Raw genomic sequence first — 20,416 nt, 5'->3', positions numbered from 1 at the left:
GGGCAGAGCAAAAACGAACGATCCTTCTTTTTACGGCCCGTCCCACCGGGTCCGGTCCACCGCCGGCAGGAGATCCTCATGTCCCGCACCCCGAACCGCCGCCTGATCGCGGTCGTCGTCCTCGTCCCCGTGCTGGCCGCCCTCGCCCTGTGGGCCTTCGCCTGGCCGGCCGCCCGCACCGCGCCGCGCGACCTGCCGCTCGGCGTCGCCGGACCGCCCGCCGCGGCCGCCCAGGTGGAGCGGCAACTGCAGCGGCACGAGGGAGCCTTCGAGATCCACCGCTACGCCGACGGGGCCGCCGCGCGCGACGCCGTAAAGGACCGCGCCGTGTACGGCGCGGTCGTGGTCACCCCGGACGGGCCGGAGCTGCTCACGGCGTCCGCGGCCGGTCCGGTCGTGGCCCAGCTGCTCCAGCAGGCCGTGACCCAGCAGGCCGCCGCACAGGGCGCGCAGCTCAGGACGGTCGACGTCGTGCCCGCCCCGGAGAGCGACCCGCGGGGTGCGGCACTGAGCGCGTCCGCGCTGCCGCTCGCGCTGGCCGGCATCGCGGCGGGCACGGTGGTCACCCTGCTGGGGCTGCGCGGCCCGCGGGCGGTGGCCGCCCTGCTCGGCGCCTCCGCCCTGGTCGGCGTGAGCGCGGCGGCGATCGCGCACAGCTGGCTCGGGGTCCTCACCGGCGACTGGTGGGCGGAGGCCGCCGTGCTCGGGCTGTCGTCCCTGGCCGTCAGCGGCACCGTCACCGGACTCGCCGCGCTCATGGGCCACGGCGGCATCGGGATTGCCGGTGGTGTGGTGATGCTGCTCGGCAACCCCTTCTCCGGCGCCCCGTCGGCACCGCAGATGCTGCCCGAGCCGGCCGGCGCGATCGGCCAGTGGCTGCCGCCCGGCGCGGGGACGACCCTGCTGCGCTCGGTGTCGTACTTCGACGGCGCGGCGGCCACCGGGCCCGCCCTGACCCTGACGTGGTGGGCGGCGCTGGGACTGGGCGCCGTCCTGCTCGGCACCACCCTCCGGACACGGAAGCGGACCGGCACACCCGCGCCCGGCACGCGCGAACTGACGGCCGTCGGTTAGCCGGAACCCCCACACCCGCGCGGCGCCGACGCGGCCCGCGCGAGTGAACGACCGTGCACCCTCGCTGTAACGGACGGGGGTGCACGGTCTTCCGTCTGTCCGGTGCCCGCCAGGCGGGCCCGGTCGCCTCGGTGCTGCTGGCGGCGGGCACACCGGGCAGGCGAGGCGCGCTGCGGGGCGCCCGCATGGTGCTCCGTCAGCCGGTACCGCCCGAGCCCGTCCGGGGCCGGGCGAGCGACCTGGCCGTCCAGGCCGACGAGTTGGCGCGCGTGCGGAGCCGGATGGAGGAGCTGCTCGCCCGGCACACCGGCCGCAGCCGGGCGCAGGTGAGCGCGGACTATCGCGCCGAACAGGATCCTCACGGCCCAGGAGGCGGTGGAGTACGCCTGGTGGACCGCACCATGCCCGACCGCACGGCCCGCCCCGCCGCCCGGCCGCGCCGACAGGGCGGTGACCCGCCCGTGCTGCCTCCCGGACCGCCACCGCTGCCGGCCCTGACGCGCGTCGAGGCGGAGGTGATCGGCCGTTACCTGGACGTCGACCTGCTCGGCCGGATCGGCCCCGCGCCGCGCGGCGCCACCTGCCGCGGACTGCGCGCCGCCGAGGCCTGGCCGGTACGGCGACCGCGCTGGCCGTGAGGCACCAGTGGGGCGAGAGGGAAATGCACACCGGCACGCCGGCCCGGACACCCTGCGGGTGCTGCACGGCGAGCGGTGCACGGCACGGGGCACGCTGCCGCCCGAGTCCGTGAGTTGACGCGGTTCCGACGGGCCGGGCGCCCGGGGCGTCCGGGCCTGAGTCGAAACCGACCAGACGACGTACCCCTGTTCGGAGTAGACGGGGATCCTTTTTTCGGCCCGTCCCGGTTGCGCAACGCGCGTATCCATGGGGCGGAATGAGGCGTTCCATCGCTGGTCCGGATGTCCGCGCAGGGGTGGACGGTCGCCCGAACGCAGACGTGTCCACCCGAACGGGTGAGTGGTGAGTAACAACACAAATCCCCGGTTCCGTTGGGATTTCAGGACAACCATGAGTCAAGATCCCTGTCTGACGACAAGCCCCCGCCACAGCGGCGGGGCGATCCGGGCGGACGCCGAGTCCTGCCGCCGCCCGGATGACCGGTCGACAGGAGTGGATCGGCAGGAGTGGAGGACCCAAGCACGACGGGTCGCCGGGACGGTCACGCCATGACCGGGTCCGAGCAGCCCTTGGGGTGAAGCCGCGTCAGCGGCCGGGCAACTTCGCCAGCCCGAATCCGACAGGTCATCCTTCACAGGCGGCTGACGAAGGGTTGCGCATGACTGCGCTCAATCGTGTCCCGTCGCTGATGGTCCGGGCCGGTACGGCCTCGGCCCTCACCATCGCCGCCGTGGGCGGCTCGATCGTGGCGCCCGGCTTCTCGTCCGAAGCGGCGGCGGCCACGCCGGCGACCAAGGCACTCCAGATCGCGGCTTCCAAGAAGGGTTCGCCCTACAAGTACGGCGCCACCGGACCGCACCGGTTCGACTGCTCCGGGCTGACGCTCTACGCGTTCAAGAAGGCGGGCAAGAAGCTCCCGCGCACGGCCGCCCAGCAGTACAACAAGACACACCACATCTCCGCCAAGAACCGCAAGGCGGGAGACCTGGTGTTCTTCCACTCGGGCAGCAACGTGTACCACGTGGGTATCTACGCGGGTAAGAACAAGCTCTGGCACTCCCCGAAGAGCGGGGACGTGGTGCGGCTGCAGAAGATCTGGACCAAGAGTGTCTGGTACGGGCGCGTGAAGTAATCCCTCCGGCGTGCGGCGGCGTCCCTGACGCGCCGCCGCACGCCGGAGCGTGACACGGGCTCCCCTGGGCACCCGTTCCCCATGGCCGAGCACCGCCCCTGCACCGCTCGCAACGAGACTCCGCTGCAACGCGCCGACCGCAACTTCGTCGAGCTGCTCCAGGAACTCCGCGTCACCCAGACGGGCGTACAGATCCTCTTCGCCTTCCTGCTGTCGCTCGCCTTCACCTCGCGCTTCGAGGACCTCGACCCGGTCCAGCGCGTCACCTACGTCTTCACGCTGCTGCTGGCGGTCCTGGCCGCGGCGCTGTTCACCGCGCCGGCCGCGCTGCACCGCTCCCTCTTCCAGCAGGGCGCCAAGCCGCGCATCGTGCAGGTCTCCTCGCGTCTGGCCACCGCCGGCCTGGTGGTGCTGGTCTTCGCGTTCAGCGGTTCGGTGCTGCTGGTGGTCGATGTGACCACGGGCCGGGCCGGCGGCATCGCCGCCAGTGCAGGAACCTTTCTGGTCTGCGTCGGACTGTGGGGGCTGCTCCCCCGGCTGGTGCGACGGGCGGGGCTGCGCGAGGACGGGAACGCGACCGCCGCGGCAAGCATCCCCGGGACGCCGTCCCAGGACGGTACGCAGGTCCCGGCGCCCCTGCGGCACACCGTCGGGCGGCCGGCCGCGCTGTCCGCGACGGCACCACGCCGAGAGGCCTCGGCCCGCCACCGGTGACGGCCGCTACGGCTCCTGCCGTAGCGCCATCGGCACGGGCTGGGCCGGGATCGTCCACGGCAGCTCGATCGAGACGGTCTTGCCGCCCTCACGCGTGGGGCGGATCCTGAGTCTGCCGCCGCATTCGGCGGTCAGCCACCGGATGATGACCAGGCCGCGGCCGTTGTCCTGCTGGACGGCTGCGGGCAGCCGCCGGGGAAGGCGCGGATGGCTGTCCGTGACACCGATGCGCAGCCGCTCCTCCCGGTCGAGCGCCACGTCCACGGTGAAGGTGGGCGACTGCCCGAGGGTGTGCTGGACGGCGTTGGTGGCGAGTTCGGAGATGATGAGCCGGATGGTGTCGGACACCTCCGTGCCCGCCGGCAGCCCCCACTCCGCCAGCGTGCCCACCACGTAGGCACGCGCTGCGGAGACCGAGGCCGGATCGCTCGGCAGAGTGACGGATGCTTCCAGATGGTCTGCCATGGCGACGTCGTCCCTTTCCCACGGGACCGCAGTCCGACACGGAGCGGATGGTTCGAGTACGGTCCCGGACTGGTGCTTCGTCCGCCAGACTGCCACCGAATCACCCACGAAGGACGGCGATCCACCAAGATATGCATATATCTGTCGCTCGATGCGGTGAACTCTGCGACGCGAGACCGTATGTGGGTGGCACGGAAGGAGTAAGGAGAAGCCCATGCAGCACGGTCCCGCGGTGCGCCGCCGGAAACTGGGCGCCGAACTACGCGCGCTGCGCGCCGCGGCGGGGCTCACCAGCGGTGAGGCGGCCCGGCTGGTGGGCTGGCACCAGTCCAAGGTCAGCCGGATCGAGACGGGCACGAGCGGGGTGAAACCGGCCGATGTGCGGTTACTGCTCGACGCCTACCGGGTGGCGGACACCCAACTGCGCGAGTTGCTCATAGTGTTGGCGGGGTCCCAGGACAGCGGCGGCCGGCACCACTGGTGGCACGCCTACCGCGGGGTGCTGCCGCCGACCTACCGGGACTTCATCAGCCTGGAGTCGCAGGCCAGCGCGATGCGCACACTGGAGACCACGGTCGTCCCGGGCCTGCTGCAGACGCCGGAGTACGCGCGTGCGGTGACGAAGGCCGCCGTGGAGGGACTGCCGGAGGACCGGCTCGACACCCTGGTCGAGGTGCGGCTGGCCCGGCAGGACGTGCTGCGCGCGGACCCGCCGCTGGAACTGAGCGCCGTCCTGGACGAGGCGGTGCTGCGGCGGGAGGTGGGCGGGCCCGGGGTCATGGCCCGCCAGCTGGACCGGCTGGTGGAGGCGGCGCGCCTGCCCCAAGTGCGGCTCCAGGTGCTGCCGTTCGCCGCCGGAGCGCACATCGGCGTCACCGGGCCTTTCGTTATTTTCTCATTTTCGAGCACTTCTGATCTGGATGTGGTTGTTCTCGACCACTTGACGAGTAGCCTCTACCTGGAACGGAAAGAAGACCTCCAGGCGTACACGGAGGCCTTCAACGCCCTTCAGATCCACGCCCTTTCGCCCGAGGACTCGTTGGATTTCATCGCCGGGACAGCCGCCGGCGCGTAAGGAGGCACCATGCGTGCACTGCCTCGTCATGTCCCCTCAAGCAGCGAACTGCACGGTCTGCGGTGGTTGCGCAGCAGCTACAGCACCGGCGCGAACAACTGCGTCGAGACCGCGTGTCCGCACACCCCGCCCTGGGCCGGACTGCTCGCCGTGCGCGACTCCAAGTCCCCGGACGGGCCCGCGCTGCTCTTCTCCGCGCGGAGCTGGGCCGCGTTCACGGCCGGGGTCGACCGCCTGTGAGCGTCTTCCGGTCAGTCCGCCATCGTGCGACGCACGGCCGTGCCACGCCGACTCATGGCCGCGTCTCGCCGATCAGCCGGACAGCGCGTTCGATCTGCTGACCGGTCAGGTCCGCGCGGGCGGTCAGCCTGAGCCGTGAGACGCCGTCCGGCACGGACGGCGGGCGGAAGCAGCCCACGGCCAGGCCCGCCGCGCGGCACCCGGCCGCCCAGCGCACGGCGTCCTCGGCCGAGGGCGCCCGCACCGAGACCACCGCGGCGTCCGGACGCACCGCTTCCAGACCCGCGGTGGTCAGGCGTGCGTACAACTCGTCCGCCACCGCGCGGGCCCGCTCCGCCCGTTCCGGCTCGCGGCGCAGCAGCCGCAGGGCCGCGAGGGCGGCACCCGCAGCGGCCGGGGCGAGACCCGTGTCGAAGATGAACGTCCGTGCCGCGTTGACCAGGTGGTCGACGACCCGGGCGGGGCCGAGGACGGCTCCGCCCTGGCTGCCGAGCGACTTGGACAGCGTGACCGTGGTGACGACGTCGTCGGCACCCGAGAGTCCCGCCGCGTGCGGGGCGCCGCGGCCGCCGTCGCCGAGGACGCCCAGGCCGTGGGCGTCGTCCAGGACCAGACCGGCGCCGTGCTCCCGGCAGGCCGCGGCGAGCGCGGTGAGCGGGGCCGCGTCGCCGTCGACGGAGAAGACCGTGTCGGACACGGCGATCGCCGCGCCCTCGTGGCCCGCCAGCGCCTTGCGCACGGCCTCCGGCTCGGCGTGCGCCACGACCTGCGTCGTGCCGCGGGCCAGCCGGCAGCCGTCGATGAGCGAGGCGTGGTTGCCCGCGTCGGAGACGATCAGGGAGCCGTGCGGCGCCAGCGCGGTGACCGCCGCGAGGTTGGCGGCGTAGCCGGAGGAGAAGACGAGAGCCGCCTCGAACCCGCAGAATCCGGCCAGTTCGCGTTCCAGCTCGGCGTGCAGTTCCGTGGTGCCGGTGACGAGCCGGGAGCCGGTCGAGCCGCCGCCCCACGTCCTCGCCGCACGCGCCGCGCCCTCGGTGACCTCCGGGTGGTGGGCCAGCCCCAGGTAGTCGTTGCCCGCCAGGTCGAGGAGCGGGGAACGCGGCGGACGGGGACGCAGGGTCCGGACGAGTCCGGCGCGGCGGCGCAGCCGCGCCTGCTCGTCGATCCAGCCGAACGCCATGGGTGGTCCTCCGCGGAATTTGTAGGCAGTGCACAGACACTAGCGGGACGACCAGCAGGTCAGTGTGTGGCAATACCCACACCTCGAAGCGCGTCTGTTGTGCGAACTCTCCTTGGCCCGGACCGCCTCCGTAGGACAGGATCGGCTCTCATGGACCTGCTGAACACGCTGGTGGACAAGGGGCTTCGGCGCGAGCTGCCGACCCGCGACGAGGCACTGGCCGTCCTCGCGACGTCCGACGACGACCTGCTCGATGTGGTGGCCGCGGCCGGGAAGGTGCGCCGGCACTGGTTCGGCCGGCGGGTGAAACTCAACTATCTGGTCAACCTGAAGTCGGGCCTGTGCCCGGAGGACTGCTCGTACTGTTCGCAGCGGCTGGGCTCCGAGGCCGGGATCCTGAAGTACACCTGGCTCAAGCCGGAGCAGGCGTCCGACGCCGCGGCGGCCGGGGTGGCCGGGGGCGCCAAGCGGGTGTGCCTGGTGGCCAGCGGGCGCGGTCCCACCGACCGTGACGTGGACCGGGTCTCCGAGACCATCAAGGCGATCAAGGAGAACAACGAGGGCGTCGAGGTGTGCGCCTGCCTCGGCCTGCTCTCCGACGGCCAGGCGGAGCGGCTGCGCGAGGCGGGCGCCGACGCCTACAACCACAACCTCAACACGTCCGAGGCGACGTACGGCGAGATCACCACCACGCACACGTACGCCGACCGCGTCGACACGGTGAACAAGGCGCACGCGGCCGGTCTGTCCGCCTGCTCCGGCCTGATCGCCGGCATGGGCGAGACGGACGAGGACCTGGTCGACGTCGTGTTCTCGCTGCGCGAGCTGGACCCGGACTCGGTTCCGGTCAACTTCCTCATCCCGTTCGAGGGCACCCCGCTCGGCAAGGAGTGGAACCTGACCCCGCAGCGGTGCCTGCGGATCCTGGCGATGACCCGGTTCGTCTGCCCGGACGTGGAGGTCCGCATCGCGGGCGGGCGCGAGGTCCATCTGCGCACGATGCAGCCGCTCGCCCTGCACCTGGCCAACTCGATCTTCCTGGGCGACTACCTGACCAGCGAGGGCCAGGCGGGCAAGGCCGACCTGGAGATGATCGCGGACGCGGGCTTCGAGGTGGAGGGCACCGGCCAGGTGACGCTGCCCGGGCACCGGGCGGCGGCCGGCTGCGCCAGCGAGGGCGGCTGCGGCTCCGAGAGCGGAAGCGTCTGCGGCTCCGCGCCGGCCGCGCAGGTCGCCGAACCCCGGACCGACCTGGTCGCCGTGCGCCGCCGGGGCGCCGGGACGGACCTCGCGCCCAATGCCTGAGCCGGCCGTCGCCGAGCTGCTGGAACTCGACCGGCGGCACGTGTGGCACCCGTACGGCCCGATGCCCGGACGGCAGGCACCGCTCGTCGTGGAGTCGGCGAGCGGGGTCCGGCTGCGGCTCGCGGACGGCTCGGGCGAACTGGTCGACGGCATGTCGTCGTGGTGGTCGGCGATCCACGGCTACAACCACCCGGTGCTGAACGAGGCCGCGCGCGAGCAGCTCGGGCGGATGAGCCACGTGATGTTCGGCGGGCTCACCCACGAGCCCGCCGTGCGCCTGGCGAAGCTCCTTGTCGACATGTCGCCGGACGGGCTGGAGCATGTCTTCCTCGCCGACTCCGGGTCGGTGTCGGTCGAGGTCGCGGTCAAGATGTGCCTGCAGTACTGGCGTTCCCTGGGCCGCCCCGGCAAGCGGCTGCTGCTGACCTGGCGCGGCGGCTACCACGGCGACACCTGGCAGCCCATGTCGGTGTGCGACCCCGAGGGCGGGATGCACGAGCTGTGGACCGGGGTGCTCCAGCGCCAGGTGTTCGCCGGCCCGCCCCCGGCGGAGTACGACGAGACCTACGCCGGGCACCTGCGGTCGCTGATCGGGCGGCACGCCGACGAGCTGGCCGCGGTGATCGTCGAGCCGGTCGTGCAGGGCGCGGGCGGGATGCGGTTCCACTCCCCCGCCTACCTGCGGGTGCTGCGCGAGGCGTGCGACGCGCACGGCGTGCTGCTGGTGTTCGACGAGATCGCCACCGGCTTCGGGCGCACGGGCGCGCTGTTCGCGGCGGAACACGCGGCGGTGACCCCGGACGTGATGTGCGTCGGCAAGGCGCTGACCGGCGGCTACCTCACGATGGCGGCGACGCTGTGCACCGCGCGGGTGGCCGACGGCATCTCGCGGGGCGAGGTGCCGGTGCTCGCGCACGGTCCGACGTTCATGGGCAACCCGCTGGCGGCGGCCGTGGCCTGCGCCTCGATCGAGCTGCTGCTCGGGCAGGACTGGCTCGCGGAGGTCAAGCGAATCGAGACGGGCCTGCGCGAGGGACTCGCGCCGGCCTCACGGCTGCCGGGCGTGACGGACGTACGGGTCCTCGGCGCCATCGGGGTCGTACAGCTGGACCACGCCGTGGACATGGAGGCGGCGACGGCGGCGGCCGTGCGCGAGGGCGTGTGGCTGCGGCCGTTCCGCGATCTGATCTACACCATGCCGCCGTACGTCACGGGCGACGCGGACCTGGCGCGGATCGCGCGGGCGGTGTGCGCGGCGGCACGGGAGGGATGACATGCCGGTACTGGTGATCACGGGCACGGGCACGGAGGTCGGCAAGACGGTCGTGACCGCGGCCGTCGCCGCGACGGCCTTGGCGGCGGGCCGGTCGGTGGCCGTGCTCAAGGCCGCGCAGACGGGCGTACTCCCGGGCGAACCCGGGGACGCGGCGGAGGTCGCGCGCCTCGCGGGACCGGTGACGACGGCCGAACTGGCCCGCTATCCGGAGCCGTTGGCGCCGGCCACGGCCGCGCGCCGGGCCGGCCGCGCCCCGGTGCATCCGCACGAGGTCGCGGAGGCCGCCGCGAAGCTGGCCACCGAGCACGACCTGGTGCTGGTGGAGGGAGCGGGGGGACTGCTCGTACGGTTCGACGCGGCCGGCGGCACCCTGGCGGACGCGGCCGCGCTGCTGTCCGCGCCCGTGCTGGTGGTGACCGCCGCGGGTCTGGGGACCCTGAACACGACGGAACTGACAGCCCGTGAACTGCGTTCCCGGGGCCTGGACCTGGCCGGGATCGTGATCGGCAGCTGGCCCGCCGAGCCGGACCTGGCCGCCCGCTGCAATCTCGCCGACCTGCCCAACGTGACCGGGGCGCCGCTGCTGGGGTCCGTGCCCGCCGGGTCGGCGTCCCTCTCCCCCGCGGTGTTCCGGGACTCGGCCCCGCACTGGCTGGCGCCCCGGCTGGACGGTACGTGGGACGCGGAGGCCTTCGGGAGGCGGGAGGCGCCCCGAGCGTTCTGAGTCCCGGTGGGCACGGGGTGAAACCGGCCGGACGCTCGCGGCGTGTTGACCTTCGTACGCGATCATCGTCGAAGGGAACACCGTGCACAGCGAACAGCCACGCCCCTCCCGCCGGACGGCACTCGTGCTGGGTGCGGCCGCCGCTCTCGCGCTGGGCGGCGGCACCGCCCACGCGGCACCGGGCACCGGCGGCGTCACCGCCCGGCTGCGGACGCTGGAACGGGAGCACACCGCCCGGCTGGGCGTCTACGCCCGCAACATGCGCACGGGCCGGACGGTGGCGTACCGGTCCGACGAGCGCTTCCCGATGGCCTCGGTGTTCAAGACGCTCGCCGCGGCGGCCGTGCTGCGCGACCTCGACCGCGACGGCGCGTTCCTGGCCCGGCGCGTCCACTACACCCAGGAGTACGTGACCAGGTCCGGGTACTCCCCGGTCACCCAGCAGCACGTGGCGACCGGCATGACCGTCGGTGAACTGTGCGACGCCACCATCCGCTTCAGCGACAACACCGCGGGCAACCTGCTGCTGAAGGAGCTGGGCGGGCCGACCGCGATCACGCGCTTCGCCCGCTCGGTCGGTGACGGGGTCACCCGGCTGGACCGCTGGGAGCCCGAACTCAACAGCGCGGAACCGTGGCGCCTCACCGACACGACCACCCCGCGCGCCATCGGCCTGACCTACGCCCGGCTCGTGCTGGGCGACGCGCTGGCGCCCCGGGACCGGGCCCGGCTCACGGACTGGCTGCTGCGCAACACCACCAGTACCGAGAAGTTCCGCAAGGCCCTGCCCGCCGACTGGCTGGTCGCCGACAAGACCGGCGGCGGGCGGTACGGCGGCAACCACGACGTGGGCGTCACCTGGCCGCCGGACGGTGCGCCGATCGTGATGTCGGTGCTGACGACCCAGCCGGAGGAGGACGCCCCGGCCGACAATCCGCTGGTGGCCAGGACCGCCGCGCTGCTCGCCGCGGAACTCGCCTAGCGTGGCCGCCGTGGGCAGGACGTCGTGGGACGCCTGGCTCGTCGCCGGCGCGGCCGGCGTCGCGGGTCTGCTGGCCCTGCACTCCGCCGTGCCCAACGGGGCCGGTCGGGTAGGAAGCCTTTTGGAGACGTTCCTGCCCTGGCTGGGTGCGGCCGTGCCGGTCCTCGGCGCCGCGGCCCTGTTCGCGGGGTCGAAGGCGGGGATGCTCGCCTGTCCGGTGCCCGCGCTGGTCTGGTGCTGGATGTTCGGCGGGTCGTGGTGCGTCCCGTCCCCGGGGCCGCACGACCTGACCGTGGTCCAGCACAACGTCGCCGACGACAACACCGACCCTCGCGGCACGGCCCGCGCGCTGCTCGCCCCGGGCGCCGGGCTGGTCGCCGTCCAGGAACTGACGGCGGCTGCGCGGCCCCGGTACGAGGACGTCCTCGGGGCCACTCACCCGCACCGGACGGTCCACGGCAGCGTCGGGCTCTGGTCGGTCTGGCCGCTGTCGGACGTGCGGCCCGTGGACATCCGGCCCGCGGGTTTCCCGGCAGGCTGGCGGCGCGGCCTGCGGGCCACCGTGTCCGCACCGGGCGGGCCGATCGCGGTGTACGTGGTCCATCTGCCCTCCGTCCGTCTGGGGGCGACGGGGCTGGCGTCGGCGGCACGCGACGAGAGCGCGGCCCTGCTCGGGGCCCGGATCGCGCGCGACCCGGCCGCCCGGCTGCTGGTCTTGGGCGATCTCAACGGCACGGTGCAGGACCGGGGTCTCGGACCGCTCACCTCGCAACTGGACGCGCCAGCCTCGGGGTTCGCGTTCAGCTGGCCGTCCGCGCTGCCGGCGGCACGGATCGACCAGGTGCTGGGGCGGGGCGTCGAGGTGACACGGGTGTCGGCGCTGGGGGCGACGGGGAGCGACCACAGGCCGGTGGTGGGGCGCGTCCGTGTGCCGTAGCGGGCAGGGGTGGGCGGGGCCCGTCCGGGGGACAATCGCGGTGAGGCCGGTCCTGTCGAGGGAGGTCCCCATGCCGCTCCGCTCCGGCACGGTGCCGCGGGATGCCGTGCGCCATCCGCTGTTCGCCCGCTACTACGCCCGGGTCAGCGTCACGGCCGAGACCCGGATGGGCATGGGCCGGGTGCGCGGGAGACTGCTCGGCGGCCTGTCGGGCCGGGTGATCGAGATCGGTGCGGGCAACGGTCTGAACTTCGCGCACTACCCGGGCACCGTCTCGGAGGTCGTGGCGATCGAACCCGAACGGCGGCTGCGGCGGCTGGCCGTGGAGGCCGCGCTGCGCGCCGAGGTGCCGGTGGACGTGGTGCCGGGCGCGGCCGAGGCGCTGCCGGTCAAGAGCGAGGGCTTCGACGCGGCGGTGGTGTCGCTGGTGCTGTGCAGCGTGCGGGACGTGCCCCGGGCGCTCGGGGAGCTGATGCGGGTGCTGCGGCCGGGCGGTGAGGTGCGGTTCTTCGAGCACGGCCGGGGCGGCGGCCGGGCGATGGGCGCCGCGCAGCACGCGCTGGACCGGACGGTGTGGCCGCTGCTGAACGGCGGCTGTCATCTGTCCCGCGAGCCGGTGCGGGCGCTGCGGGAGGCCGGGTTCGAACTCGGTCCCTGCCGGCGGGTGCTGATGCCGGAGCAGGGCCCGGTGCTGCCCACGTCGTACTGCGTGCTGGGCACGGCGTGGCGGCCGGGGGCCGGTGCCTGACGCCGGCGGTCACCGGCTCCACCGCAGCAGTTCCCGCTCGATGTCCCGGACGGACGCCTCGCCGCTCCTGACCAGCCGGGCCGGGTCGCGGACCTGCTCGGCCGAGGTCGAGGGAGGCGTAGGCGACGGCCAGGCGAACAGGGCTGGCTCCCCAGTCGGTGACCTGGCGGTCCCCGGGGTCTTCCGCTCGGCGAGCATCAGCAGCCAGGCGAGGGCGTTCTCCAGGTCGTCCAACGGTTCAGGGACGACCTTCGGGCGTGCCTTCGCGGTCGGGGCCGGACTCCTCGGCGAAGACGGACTCGTACTGCTTCAGGAAGCCGGCGGCGGCGTCCACGAACGTCTGGGTCTTGGCCATGTCCCGGCGCCGGAGTCCGACCCGCGGAGGACGCCCGATGTGGGCCGGGTCACACTACCCTCGGGCAGTGCCGGGAACTCCCGACACCGACCCTCGAAGGAGGCGGCCTTGTCCACACCTGCCGCGGAGCACGCCCCGGGCCTCGCGCCGGCCGACGGGATCGCCGCCCGCGCCCGCGGTCTGACCAAGGCCTACGGGTCGGGTGAGACGACCGTGCTGGCCCTCGACGCGGTGGACGTGGACGTGGTCCGCGGCCGGTTCACCGCCGTGATGGGGCCGTCGGGCTCCGGCAAGTCCACGCTGATGCACTGCCTGGCCGGGCTCGACACGGTCTCGGCCGGACGGGTCTGGCTCGGCGACATCGAGATCACGGGGCTGAGGGAGCGCGAGCTGACGCGGCTGCGCCGGGACCGGATCGGCTTCATGTTCCAGTCGTTCAACCTGATCCCCACCCTGAACGCGCTGGAGAACATCACCCTGCCGATGGACATCGCGGGCCGGAAGCCCGACGCGCAGTGGCTGGACCGGGTCGTCGACACCCTCGGCCTGCGCGACCGGCTCCGGCACCGGCCCTCGCAGCTCTCCGGCGGCCAGCAGCAGCGCGTGGCCTGCGCGCGGGCCCTGGCCTCCCGGCCCGAGCTGATCTTCGCGGACGAGCCGACGGGCAACCTCGACTCGCGGGCCGGGCTCGAGGTGCTCGGCTTCCTGCGCGAGGCGGTGGACCGGCTGGGGCAGACCGTCGTCATGGTCACCCACGACCCGGGAGCCGCCGCCCACTCGGACCTGGTGCTGTTCCTCGGGGACGGCCGGATCGTCGACGAGATGCGGCGGCCGACCGCGGAGGCCGTACTGGAACGCATGAAGCGTTTCGACGTGATCCGCACCCACTCCGGGCACGCCCCGGCCGAGGAGAACTGACCCGGTGCTCAGGGCGACCCTGCGGAGCTTCCTGGCGCACAGGGGGCGGCTGCTGCTCTCGGCGCTGGCCGTCGTGCTCTCGGTCGCGTTCGTCACGGGGAGCCTGATCTTCTCCGACACGGTCGGCCGTACCTTCGACCGGCTGTTCGCCTCGACCGCGGCCGACGTCACGGTCAGCCCGAAGGAGGACCTCGACGAGGCCGTGCCCTCCGGCCGGACCGCGACCCTGCCGGCGGCGCTCGCCGAGCGGGTGCGCCGCGTCGACGGGGTCGCGGCGGCCCGTGCCGAGGTGGAGGTGGCGGGCCTCACGGTCACCGACGAGGACAACGAGCCCGTCAGCCCCACCACGGGCGCGCCCACGCTCGGCAGCGCCTGGATGCCGACCGGGCGCAGCCCCGTGGAGCTGACCTCGGGCCGCGCCCCGCGCGGACCCGCCGAGGCCCTGCTCGACTCGGAGACCGCCGGCCGCAAGGGCGTGAGCGTCGGCGACCCGCTCACGGTGATCGCGCCGCCCGGCTCGTTCCGCGTCCGGGTCGTCGGCCTGGTCACCTTCACCACCACCAACCCCGGCGCCGCCCGGATCTACTTCGACACCCCCACCGCCCGCACGAAGCTGCTCGGCGCCCCGGACGCCGCCACCGCCATCGCGGTCGACGCGGCTCACGGCGTCGGTGACCGGCGGCTCAAGCAACGCGTGACCGCCGCGCTCGACCCGCACGCCTACGACGTCCGGACGGCCGGCGAGCAGGCCGAGTCGGACGTCGAACAGCTCGGCGGGTTCCTCGACGTCATCAAGTACGTGATGCTCGGCTTCGCCGGGGTCGCCGTCCTGGTCGGCGTCTTCCTGATCGTCAACACCTTCGCCATGCTCATCGCCCAGCGCACCCGTGAGCTGGGCCTGCTGCGCGCGCTCGGCGCGGACCGGCGCCAGGTCCGCCGCTCGGTCCTCACCGAGGCCCTCCTGCTCGGCCTGATCGGCTCCACACTGGGGCTCGCCGCCGGCATCGGTCTGGCGGCCGGGCTCATCGCGCTGATGGGCCTGCTCGGCACGAACATCGACGCCGACGAGATGGTCATCGGCCGGATGACTCCCCTGGCGGCGTACGCCGTCGGCCTCGGCGTCACCTTCGTCGCCGCATACCTCCCGGCGCGGCGGGCCGCGGGCGTCTCGCCGATGGCGGCGCTCGCGGACGCCGAGGTCGCCGGGGTCGCCGGGGTGGGCCGTCCGCTGCGGGCGCGCGCGGTGGCGGGCGCGGTCGTCGGGGCGGCCGGGGCCGCGGCGCTCGCGGGGTGCGCGGCGTCCGGACGGACGGCGCCGGCGGCGTCCCTGCTGGGTCTCGGGGTGGTGCTGACCCTGATCGCGGCCGTGGTCGCCGGTCCGCTGCTGGTGCGTCCGGTGATCCGGGTCCTGGGCGCGGCGTTCCCCGCCCTGTTCGGCCCGATCGGCCGGATGAGCCAGCGCAACGCCCTGCGCAACCCGCGCCGTACCGGGGCCACGGCCGCCGCGCTGATGGTGGGGATCGCGCTGGTCGGCGGGCTGTCGGTGGCGAGCGAGTCGATCACCAGGTCGTTCGACCGGCAGATCGACCGGACGCTGGGGGCCGACTTCGTCGTGCAGAACACCAACTTCCTGCCGTTCCCGCGGGAGGTCACCGACGCGGTGCGCGGCACCGAGGGGGTGGGGCTGATCGTGCGCGGGCGGTTCACGCCGGTGGCGCTGCGCCTGCCGGACGGCGGCCGCGTGGAGACGACCGCCGCGGGCTACGATCCGCGGCTCGACGAGGTCGCCAACATCACCTACACGCACGGGGACACCGCGGCCGCCCTCGCGCGGGGGCGACTGGCCATGGACCGGGACTTCGCCCGCGACCACGGGGTGCGGCCGGGCAGCGCGCTCCCGGTGACCTTCCCGGACGGGCGCGAGGCCGAGCTGAGGGTGGGCGCGCTCACCGACCAGGACTCCGCCGAGGGCTTCGGGACCCAGGGCGGGCTCTACTTCGGGCTGGCCACCCTGGAGCGGTACGCGCCGGGCGGGCAGGACTCCGCCCTCTACGTCAACGCCGCCCCGGGCACGGGCGAGGACACCCTGCGCGCCCGTCTGGAGGAGACCCTGGACCGGTACCCGCAGGTGCAGGTGCGGGACCTGGCCGACTACAAGCAGCTGGTCCGCGACCAGATCGCGGTGCTGCTGTACCTCGTGTACGCGCTCCTCGGGCTGGCGATCATCATCGCGGTGCTCGGCGTGGTCAACACCCTCGCCCTGTCGGTCGTCGAGCGCACACGGGAGATCGGGCTGCTGCGGGCCATCGGGCTGGCCCGGCGTCAGCTGCGGCGGATGATCCGGCTGGAGTCGGTGGTGATCGCGGTGTTCGGCGCGGTCCTCGGGCTCGTCCTGGGCCTGGTGTGGGGGGTGTGCATGCAGCAGGTGCTGGCGCTGCAGGGGATGACGGCCCTGGCGATCCCCTGGTTCACGATCGTCGCCGTGGTGGTGGGTTCGGCGGTGGTGGGCGTCGTGGCGGCGCTGCTGCCCGCGCTGCGCGCCTCGCGCATGAACGTGCTGGCGGCCATCGCACACGAGTGACCGGACCACGGACGGGCACGCGTCGGCTGCCCGTCCGCCCGGAGGCGGGCCCGCTCGACGGACTCACCCGGCGGGCGGTGGCCCGCGCGCTGTCCGCATCCTGGAATGCCCTGCTCACCCGGGCGCCCGGTGGTGTGATCACCGCATGAGTGAACTGCGCATCCGGGCCGCGACGCCCGGCGACCTCGACGCCGTGCTGGCCTTCTGGAAGGTGGCCGCCGAGGGCACGAGCATCAGCGACGACCGGGGTGGAGTGGAGCGGCTGGTGGCGCGCGACCCCGAGGCGCTCCTGCTGGCCGAGCGGGGCGGCGAGCTGGCCGGCACGGTCATCGCCGGGTTCGACGGCTGGCGCTGCCATCTGTACCGGCTGGCCGTGCACCCGGACCACCGCCGCCGGGGGATCGCCTCCGCGCTGCTCGCCGCCGCCGAGGAGCGGTTCGCACGGCTCGGCGGGCGCCGCGCCGACGCGATGGTCCTCACCCGCAACGAGACCGCCCACCGCGCGTGGGGCGCCGCCGGTTACGCGGCGGAGGAGCAGTGGCGCCGCTGGGTGAAGCCGCTGACCGACTAGGACCCGGTGCGGCGGCAGGTGCCGGCTGGGGGCGGGGCCCTGCCGTCCGCTGGACCCCGTGCTCGGCGCCGTCGGCGACGCCGGCCGAAGGGCTTTGCCCATCCTTTACTCTTGGATGGCCACTCGGTCTTCATGAAAGGTTGTGAGCGTCCGCCCATGGGCGAGCCTCCCCGCGCGCGACGCCGCGCGCCCCGCCCGGTCCTGGAGAACCATGGAACGGGGGTGAACCGATGACCGAAGTGCTCCTCCTTCTGGCGGCGATCCTGCTCTCGCTGGCCTGCGGCGTCTTCGTGGCGGCCGAGTTCTCCCTGACCACGGTCGAGCGCGCGGAGCTCGAGCGGGCGGTGGAGCGCGGGGAGCGCGGTGCCCAGGGCGCCCTGAAGGCCGTGCGGAACCTGACGTTCCAGCTCTCCGGCGCGCAGCTCGGCATCACCGTCACGAACCTGGTCGTCGGCATGCTGGCCGAGCCCTCCATCGCCGCGCTGATCGCCGGGCCGCTCGAGGACGCCGGCGTCTCGCGCTCGGCGTCGCACAGTCTGGCCCTGGTCATCGGCACGGCGCTGTCGACGGTGTTCCTGATGGTCGTGGGCGAGCTGGTGCCCAAGAACTGGGCGATCTCCTCGCCGCTGGCCATCGCCAAGACGGTGGGCAACGTACAGCGCTGGTTCAGCGCCGTGTTCCGGCCGTTCATCACCCACCTGAACAACACGGCGAACCGGGTGGTGCGCCGGATCGGTGTCGAGCCCGCCGAGGAACTGGCCTCGGCGCGCGGGCCGCAGGAGCTGGCGGCGCTCGCCCGGCACTCGGCCAAGGAGGGCGTGCTGGCGGCCGACACCGCCGAGCTGTTCGTGCGGACGCTGAACCTCGCCGACCTGACCGCGGAGAACGTGATGACGCCCCGCGTGCAGGTGGTCGCCCTGGAGGTGCAGGCGACCCTGGAGGACGTGGCGAACGCGACCCGGGCGACCGGCCTGTCCCGGTTCCCCGTCTACCGCGGCACGCTCGACTCGGTGGTCGGCACCGCGCACGTCAAGGACGTGCTGGCGGTGCCCGCCGAGCGCCGGGCCCGGGTCCACGTCTCCGAGCTGATGCGCGAGCCGCTGCTGGTCCCCGAGACGCTCACCGTCGACCGGCTCCTGGACCGGCTCTCCGGCAAGCGCACCATGGCCGTCGTGATCGACGAGTACGGCGGCACCGCGGGCGTGGCCACCCTGGAGGACATCGTCGAGGAGGTCGTGGGCGAGGTGCGCGACGAGCACGACCCGCACGAGCTGCCGGACCTCGCGCCGGCCGGCACGGACGAGAGCGGGCACGCCCTGTACTCGGCCGACGGCTCGGCGCGCGTGGACCACCTGGAGCGCGTCGGCCTGCGGGCGCCGGAGGGGCCCTACGAGACGCTCGCCGGACTGGTGGCGACGGAGCTGGGCCGGATACCGGCCGCCGGCGACACCCTCCAGGTCGCGGGCTGGCGGATGGAGGTCCTGGACGCCACCGGCCGCCGGGCCGCCCGGGTCCTGCTGCGCGCCCCCCTCGACGACGAGCAGCCCGCCGCGCGGCGCGACGAGAAGGAGGTGGGGCTGTGACCGCCGTCCAGCTGCTGATCGGCCTGGCGACGCTCGTCGTCAACGCCTTCTTCGTGGGTGCGGAGTTCGCGCTGATCTCGGTGCGCCGCAGCCAGATCGAGCCCCACGCCGACCAGGGCGACCGGCGCGCCAAGAGCGTGCTGTGGGGACTGGAGCACGTGTCCACGCTGATGGCCGCCGCCCAGCTCGGCATCACGCTGTGCACGCTGGTGCTGGGCGTGGTCGCCGAGCCGGCGATCGCGCACCTGCTGGAGCCGGCGTTCCACGCCGTGGGCGTGCCGGAGGGCGCCGGGCACGCGGTGTCCTTCGTGATCGCGCTGTCCCTGGCGACGTACCTGCACATGCTGCTCGGCGAGATGGTGCCGAAGAACATCGCGCTCGCCGAACCGGTGCGCAGCGCGCTGGCCCTCGGCCCGCCCCTGGTGGCGCTGTCCCGGGCGCTGCGCCCGGTGATCTTCACGGTGAACGCGTTCGCCAACGCGCTGCTGAGGTTGCTGCGCGTGGAGGCCCGGGAGGAGGTCGCCGCCTCCTACTCGGACGCCGAGATAGCCCAGATCGTGAAGGACTCCAGCGAGGCCGGGCTGATCGACGACCGCGCCCAGGAGCGGCTGCACGACGCGCTGGAGCTGGGCCGCCGCCCGGTGCGCGACGTGGTCCTGCCGCTGGAACGCGTGGTGTACGCACGCGTGGGCATCACCCCGGCGCAGCTGGAGCGGCTGTCGGCGGAGTCCGGGTTCTCCCGGTTCCCGGTGGTGGACCAGGGGCGGCGGATCGTCGGCTACCTGCACGTGAAGGACGCCCTGGACGCCGTCGGGCGCGACGTGCCGTTCCGGCTGCGTGACATGCGGCCCATCGCGCGCGTGCGGGAGCACACGCCGCTGGACGACGTCCTCACGGCGATGCGGGGCAGCCGCACCCACCTCGCGGCCGTCCTCGGGACGGACGGGCGGCTGGCCGGGCTGGTGACCATGGAGGACGTGCTGCGGGAGCTGTTCGGGCAGCGGGCGTGAGACGCCGGCCGCCGGTGCTCCGCGCGGGCTGACCGACTGCTGGGTATGTGCACGGGATATCATTTCCGCCGCCATGGACACGAACCCCACCTACAGCAGCCTGGTCGCGCTCGGCGACTCCTTCACCGAGGGCATGTCGGACCTGCTGCCCGACGGCACCTACCGGGGCTGGGCCGACCTGCTCGCCGCGCGGATGGCCGCCCGTACGCCCGGTTTCCGGTACGCCAACCTCGCGGTGCGCGGGAAGCTGATCCGGCAGATCGTCGACGAGCAGGTGGACGTGGCCGCGGCCCTGGGCGCCGACGTCATCACCCTGGTCGGCGGCCTCAACGACACCCTGCGACCCAAGTGCGACATGGGCCGGGTGCGCGCCCTCCTGGAGGAGGCCGTGGAGAAGCTGGCCCCCGCCTGCCGGCAGCTCGTGCTGATGCGCAGCCCGGGCCGCCGGGGACCGGTCCTGGAGCGGTTCCGGCCGCGCATGGAGGAGCTGTTCACCTGCGTCGACGAGCTGGCCGCGCGGCACGGCGCGATCGTCGTCGACCTGTACGGCGCCCCCTCGCTCGCCGACCCGCGCCTGTGGGACGTGGACCGGCTGCACCTGACGGCCGAGGGCCACCGCCGGGTCGCGGAGGCGGTGTGGCAGGCGCTCGGCTACGAGCCCGAGGACCCGGAGTGGCGCACGCCGCTGCCGACCGCGCTGCCGCCGCGCTGGGTCATGCGCCGGGCGGCGGACGTGCGCTTCGCGCGGCAGCACCTGCTCCCCTGGATCGGCCGCCGCCTCACGGGCCGCTCCTCGGGCGACGGCCTGCCCCCGAAGCGGCCGGACCTGCTGCCGTTCGAGGACCTGACGTAGCCTGCCGCCTGCGCGGCCGCGCGCGGCGGGCCCCGCGCACCCGCGCGCTGTGGC

Annotated in this window: 20 protein-coding genes and 2 pseudogenes; 18 read left to right on the top strand and 4 right to left on the bottom strand. The window is 73.9% G+C overall.

The genetic code is table 11. The annotated features are described in order from the left end of the window. Window positions 1-78 precede the first annotated feature (78 nt). From AC07DA_RS23605 to AC07DA_RS23590, 4 genes are all read left to right on the top strand, one after another. Window positions 79-1,074 (top strand): ABC transporter permease, encoded by a 996-nt coding sequence (locus AC07DA_RS23605; protein WP_479130163.1) that lies wholly within the window; start codon window positions 79-81, stop codon window positions 1,072-1,074. A gap of 53 nt (window positions 1,075-1,127) precedes the next feature. Beyond that, window positions 1,128-1,712 carry an ATP-dependent Clp protease proteolytic subunit gene (locus tag AC07DA_RS23600; protein ID WP_479130162.1) on the top strand — a complete coding sequence of 195 codons (585 nt, stop codon included), beginning with the start codon at window positions 1,128-1,130 and terminating at the stop codon, window positions 1,710-1,712. 659 nt (window positions 1,713-2,371) lie between these two features. Further along, window positions 2,372-2,845, top strand: a complete 474-nt coding sequence (locus AC07DA_RS23595; protein WP_479130161.1) for a C40 family peptidase — start codon at window positions 2,372-2,374, stop codon at window positions 2,843-2,845. A gap of 81 nt (window positions 2,846-2,926) precedes the next feature. Further along, window positions 2,927-3,559, top strand: a complete 633-nt coding sequence (locus tag AC07DA_RS23590; protein ID WP_479130160.1) for a DUF6328 family protein — start codon at window positions 2,927-2,929, stop codon at window positions 3,557-3,559. A 6-nt stretch (window positions 3,560-3,565) separates the two neighbouring features. Here the strand turns inward: AC07DA_RS23590 and AC07DA_RS23585 are convergent, their stop codons facing one another. After that, complete coding sequence (locus AC07DA_RS23585; RefSeq protein WP_479130159.1) at window positions 3,566-4,024, bottom strand: ATP-binding protein; 459 nt, start codon at window positions 4,022-4,024, stop codon at window positions 3,566-3,568. Between the two features lie 214 nt (window positions 4,025-4,238). Here AC07DA_RS23585 and AC07DA_RS23580 point away from each other — a divergent pair, with 214 nt between their 5' ends. Further along, on the top strand, window positions 4,239-5,099 hold the full coding sequence (locus tag AC07DA_RS23580) for a helix-turn-helix domain-containing protein (protein WP_479130158.1): 861 nt from the start codon (window positions 4,239-4,241) through the stop codon (window positions 5,097-5,099). A gap of 9 nt (window positions 5,100-5,108) precedes the next feature. Further along, window positions 5,109-5,339, top strand: a complete 231-nt coding sequence (locus tag AC07DA_RS23575) for a DUF397 domain-containing protein (RefSeq protein ID WP_479130157.1) — start codon at window positions 5,109-5,111, stop codon at window positions 5,337-5,339. Window positions 5,340-5,391: 52 nt separating this feature from the next. Here the strand turns inward: AC07DA_RS23575 and AC07DA_RS23570 are convergent, their stop codons facing one another. Continuing rightward, window positions 5,392-6,519: an 8-amino-7-oxononanoate synthase gene (locus AC07DA_RS23570; RefSeq protein WP_479130156.1), complete on the bottom strand. Its 1,128-nt coding sequence runs from the start codon at window positions 6,517-6,519 to the stop codon at window positions 5,392-5,394. Window positions 6,520-6,669: 150 nt separating this feature from the next. Between AC07DA_RS23570 and bioB the strand changes: the two genes are divergently transcribed. The 6 genes from bioB to AC07DA_RS23540 all read left to right on the top strand — a co-directional run bounded on the left by bioB (window position 6,670) and on the right by AC07DA_RS23540 (window position 12,491). Next, the gene (bioB, locus tag AC07DA_RS23565) at window positions 6,670-7,824 is read left to right on the top strand and encodes a biotin synthase BioB (RefSeq protein ID WP_479130155.1); all 1,155 of its coding nucleotides are present in this window, start codon (window positions 6,670-6,672) and stop codon (window positions 7,822-7,824) included. Further along, window positions 7,817-9,097, top strand: a complete 1,281-nt coding sequence (locus AC07DA_RS23560) for an adenosylmethionine--8-amino-7-oxononanoate transaminase (RefSeq protein ID WP_479130154.1) — start codon at window positions 7,817-7,819, stop codon at window positions 9,095-9,097. Before bioB ends, AC07DA_RS23560 begins: the two co-directional genes overlap by 8 nt. Window position 9,098: 1 nt before the next feature. Further along, a complete protein-coding gene (bioD, locus tag AC07DA_RS23555; protein ID WP_479130153.1) occupies window positions 9,099-9,824 on the top strand; it encodes a dethiobiotin synthase in 726 nt (241 codons plus the stop codon). Window positions 9,825-9,906: 82 nt separating this feature from the next. Continuing rightward, on the top strand, window positions 9,907-10,806 hold the full coding sequence (gene bla / locus AC07DA_RS23550) for a class A beta-lactamase (RefSeq protein WP_479130152.1): 900 nt from the start codon (window positions 9,907-9,909) through the stop codon (window positions 10,804-10,806). 10 nt (window positions 10,807-10,816) lie between these two features. Further along, window positions 10,817-11,743 carry an endonuclease/exonuclease/phosphatase family protein gene (locus AC07DA_RS23545; protein ID WP_479130151.1) on the top strand — a complete coding sequence of 309 codons (927 nt, stop codon included), beginning with the start codon at window positions 10,817-10,819 and terminating at the stop codon, window positions 11,741-11,743. A 70-nt stretch (window positions 11,744-11,813) separates the two neighbouring features. Continuing rightward, window positions 11,814-12,491 carry a class I SAM-dependent methyltransferase gene (locus AC07DA_RS23540; protein WP_479130149.1) on the top strand — a complete coding sequence of 226 codons (678 nt, stop codon included), beginning with the start codon at window positions 11,814-11,816 and terminating at the stop codon, window positions 12,489-12,491. Between the two features lie 9 nt (window positions 12,492-12,500). Here AC07DA_RS23540 and AC07DA_RS23535 read toward each other — a convergent pair. Together AC07DA_RS23535 and AC07DA_RS23530 are read right to left on the bottom strand one after the other, a co-directional pair. Further along, a pseudogene (locus AC07DA_RS23535) lies at window positions 12,501-12,725 on the bottom strand (hypothetical protein). 4 nt (window positions 12,726-12,729) lie between these two features. Then, a pseudogene (locus AC07DA_RS23530) lies at window positions 12,730-12,834 on the bottom strand (toxin-antitoxin system HicB family antitoxin); the annotation flags it as partial. A 120-nt stretch (window positions 12,835-12,954) separates the two neighbouring features. Here AC07DA_RS23530 and AC07DA_RS23525 point away from each other — a divergent pair. The 6 genes from AC07DA_RS23525 to AC07DA_RS23500 all read left to right on the top strand — a co-directional run bounded on the left by AC07DA_RS23525 (window position 12,955) and on the right by AC07DA_RS23500 (window position 20,362). Beyond that, complete coding sequence (locus tag AC07DA_RS23525) at window positions 12,955-13,764, top strand: ABC transporter ATP-binding protein (RefSeq protein WP_479130147.1); 810 nt, start codon at window positions 12,955-12,957, stop codon at window positions 13,762-13,764. A gap of 4 nt (window positions 13,765-13,768) precedes the next feature. Next, window positions 13,769-16,345, top strand: a complete 2,577-nt coding sequence (locus AC07DA_RS23520) for an ABC transporter permease (protein WP_479130146.1) — start codon at window positions 13,769-13,771, stop codon at window positions 16,343-16,345. 145 nt (window positions 16,346-16,490) lie between these two features. Then, on the top strand, window positions 16,491-16,916 hold the full coding sequence (locus AC07DA_RS23515) for a GNAT family N-acetyltransferase (protein WP_479130144.1): 426 nt from the start codon (window positions 16,491-16,493) through the stop codon (window positions 16,914-16,916). Between the two features lie 230 nt (window positions 16,917-17,146). Then, window positions 17,147-18,499, top strand: a complete 1,353-nt coding sequence (locus tag AC07DA_RS23510) for a hemolysin family protein (RefSeq protein ID WP_479130143.1) — start codon at window positions 17,147-17,149, stop codon at window positions 18,497-18,499. Beyond that, complete coding sequence (locus AC07DA_RS23505) at window positions 18,496-19,509, top strand: hemolysin family protein (protein ID WP_479130142.1); 1,014 nt, start codon at window positions 18,496-18,498, stop codon at window positions 19,507-19,509. Before AC07DA_RS23510 ends, AC07DA_RS23505 begins: the two co-directional genes overlap by 4 nt. Before the next feature lie 73 nt (window positions 19,510-19,582). Beyond that, window positions 19,583-20,362 (top strand): SGNH/GDSL hydrolase family protein, encoded by a 780-nt coding sequence (locus AC07DA_RS23500; protein ID WP_479130141.1) that lies wholly within the window; start codon window positions 19,583-19,585, stop codon window positions 20,360-20,362. Window positions 20,363-20,416: the final 54 nt, after the last annotated feature.

Source organism: Streptomyces sp. NPDC044921 (assembly GCF_056432865.1).
Note: the sequence above shows the minus strand (reverse complement) of the source record. Positions and strands in the feature narration are given on the sequence as shown.

Coding starts and splice junctions, on each gene's coding strand:
- AC07DA_RS23605 (WP_479130163.1), top strand. CDS start 79: ATGTCCCGCACCCCGAACCGCCGCCTGATCGCGGTCGTCGTCCTCGTC.
- AC07DA_RS23595 (WP_479130161.1), top strand. CDS start 2,372: ATGACTGCGCTCAATCGTGTCCCGTCGCTGATGGTCCGGGCCGGTACG.
- AC07DA_RS23590 (WP_479130160.1), top strand. CDS start 2,927: ATGGCCGAGCACCGCCCCTGCACCGCTCGCAACGAGACTCCGCTGCAA.
- AC07DA_RS23585 (WP_479130159.1), bottom strand. CDS start 4,024: ATGGCAGACCATCTGGAAGCATCCGTCACTCTGCCGAGCGATCCGGCC.
- AC07DA_RS23580 (WP_479130158.1), top strand. CDS start 4,239: ATGCAGCACGGTCCCGCGGTGCGCCGCCGGAAACTGGGCGCCGAACTA.
- AC07DA_RS23575 (WP_479130157.1), top strand. CDS start 5,109: ATGCGTGCACTGCCTCGTCATGTCCCCTCAAGCAGCGAACTGCACGGT.
- AC07DA_RS23570 (WP_479130156.1), bottom strand. CDS start 6,519: ATGGCGTTCGGCTGGATCGACGAGCAGGCGCGGCTGCGCCGCCGCGCC.
- bioB (WP_479130155.1), top strand. CDS start 6,670: ATGGACCTGCTGAACACGCTGGTGGACAAGGGGCTTCGGCGCGAGCTG.
- AC07DA_RS23560 (WP_479130154.1), top strand. CDS start 7,817: ATGCCTGAGCCGGCCGTCGCCGAGCTGCTGGAACTCGACCGGCGGCAC.
- bioD (WP_479130153.1), top strand. CDS start 9,099: ATGCCGGTACTGGTGATCACGGGCACGGGCACGGAGGTCGGCAAGACG.
- AC07DA_RS23540 (WP_479130149.1), top strand. CDS start 11,814: ATGCCGCTCCGCTCCGGCACGGTGCCGCGGGATGCCGTGCGCCATCCG.
- AC07DA_RS23515 (WP_479130144.1), top strand. CDS start 16,491: ATGAGTGAACTGCGCATCCGGGCCGCGACGCCCGGCGACCTCGACGCC.
- AC07DA_RS23510 (WP_479130143.1), top strand. CDS start 17,147: ATGACCGAAGTGCTCCTCCTTCTGGCGGCGATCCTGCTCTCGCTGGCC.
- AC07DA_RS23500 (WP_479130141.1), top strand. CDS start 19,583: ATGGACACGAACCCCACCTACAGCAGCCTGGTCGCGCTCGGCGACTCC.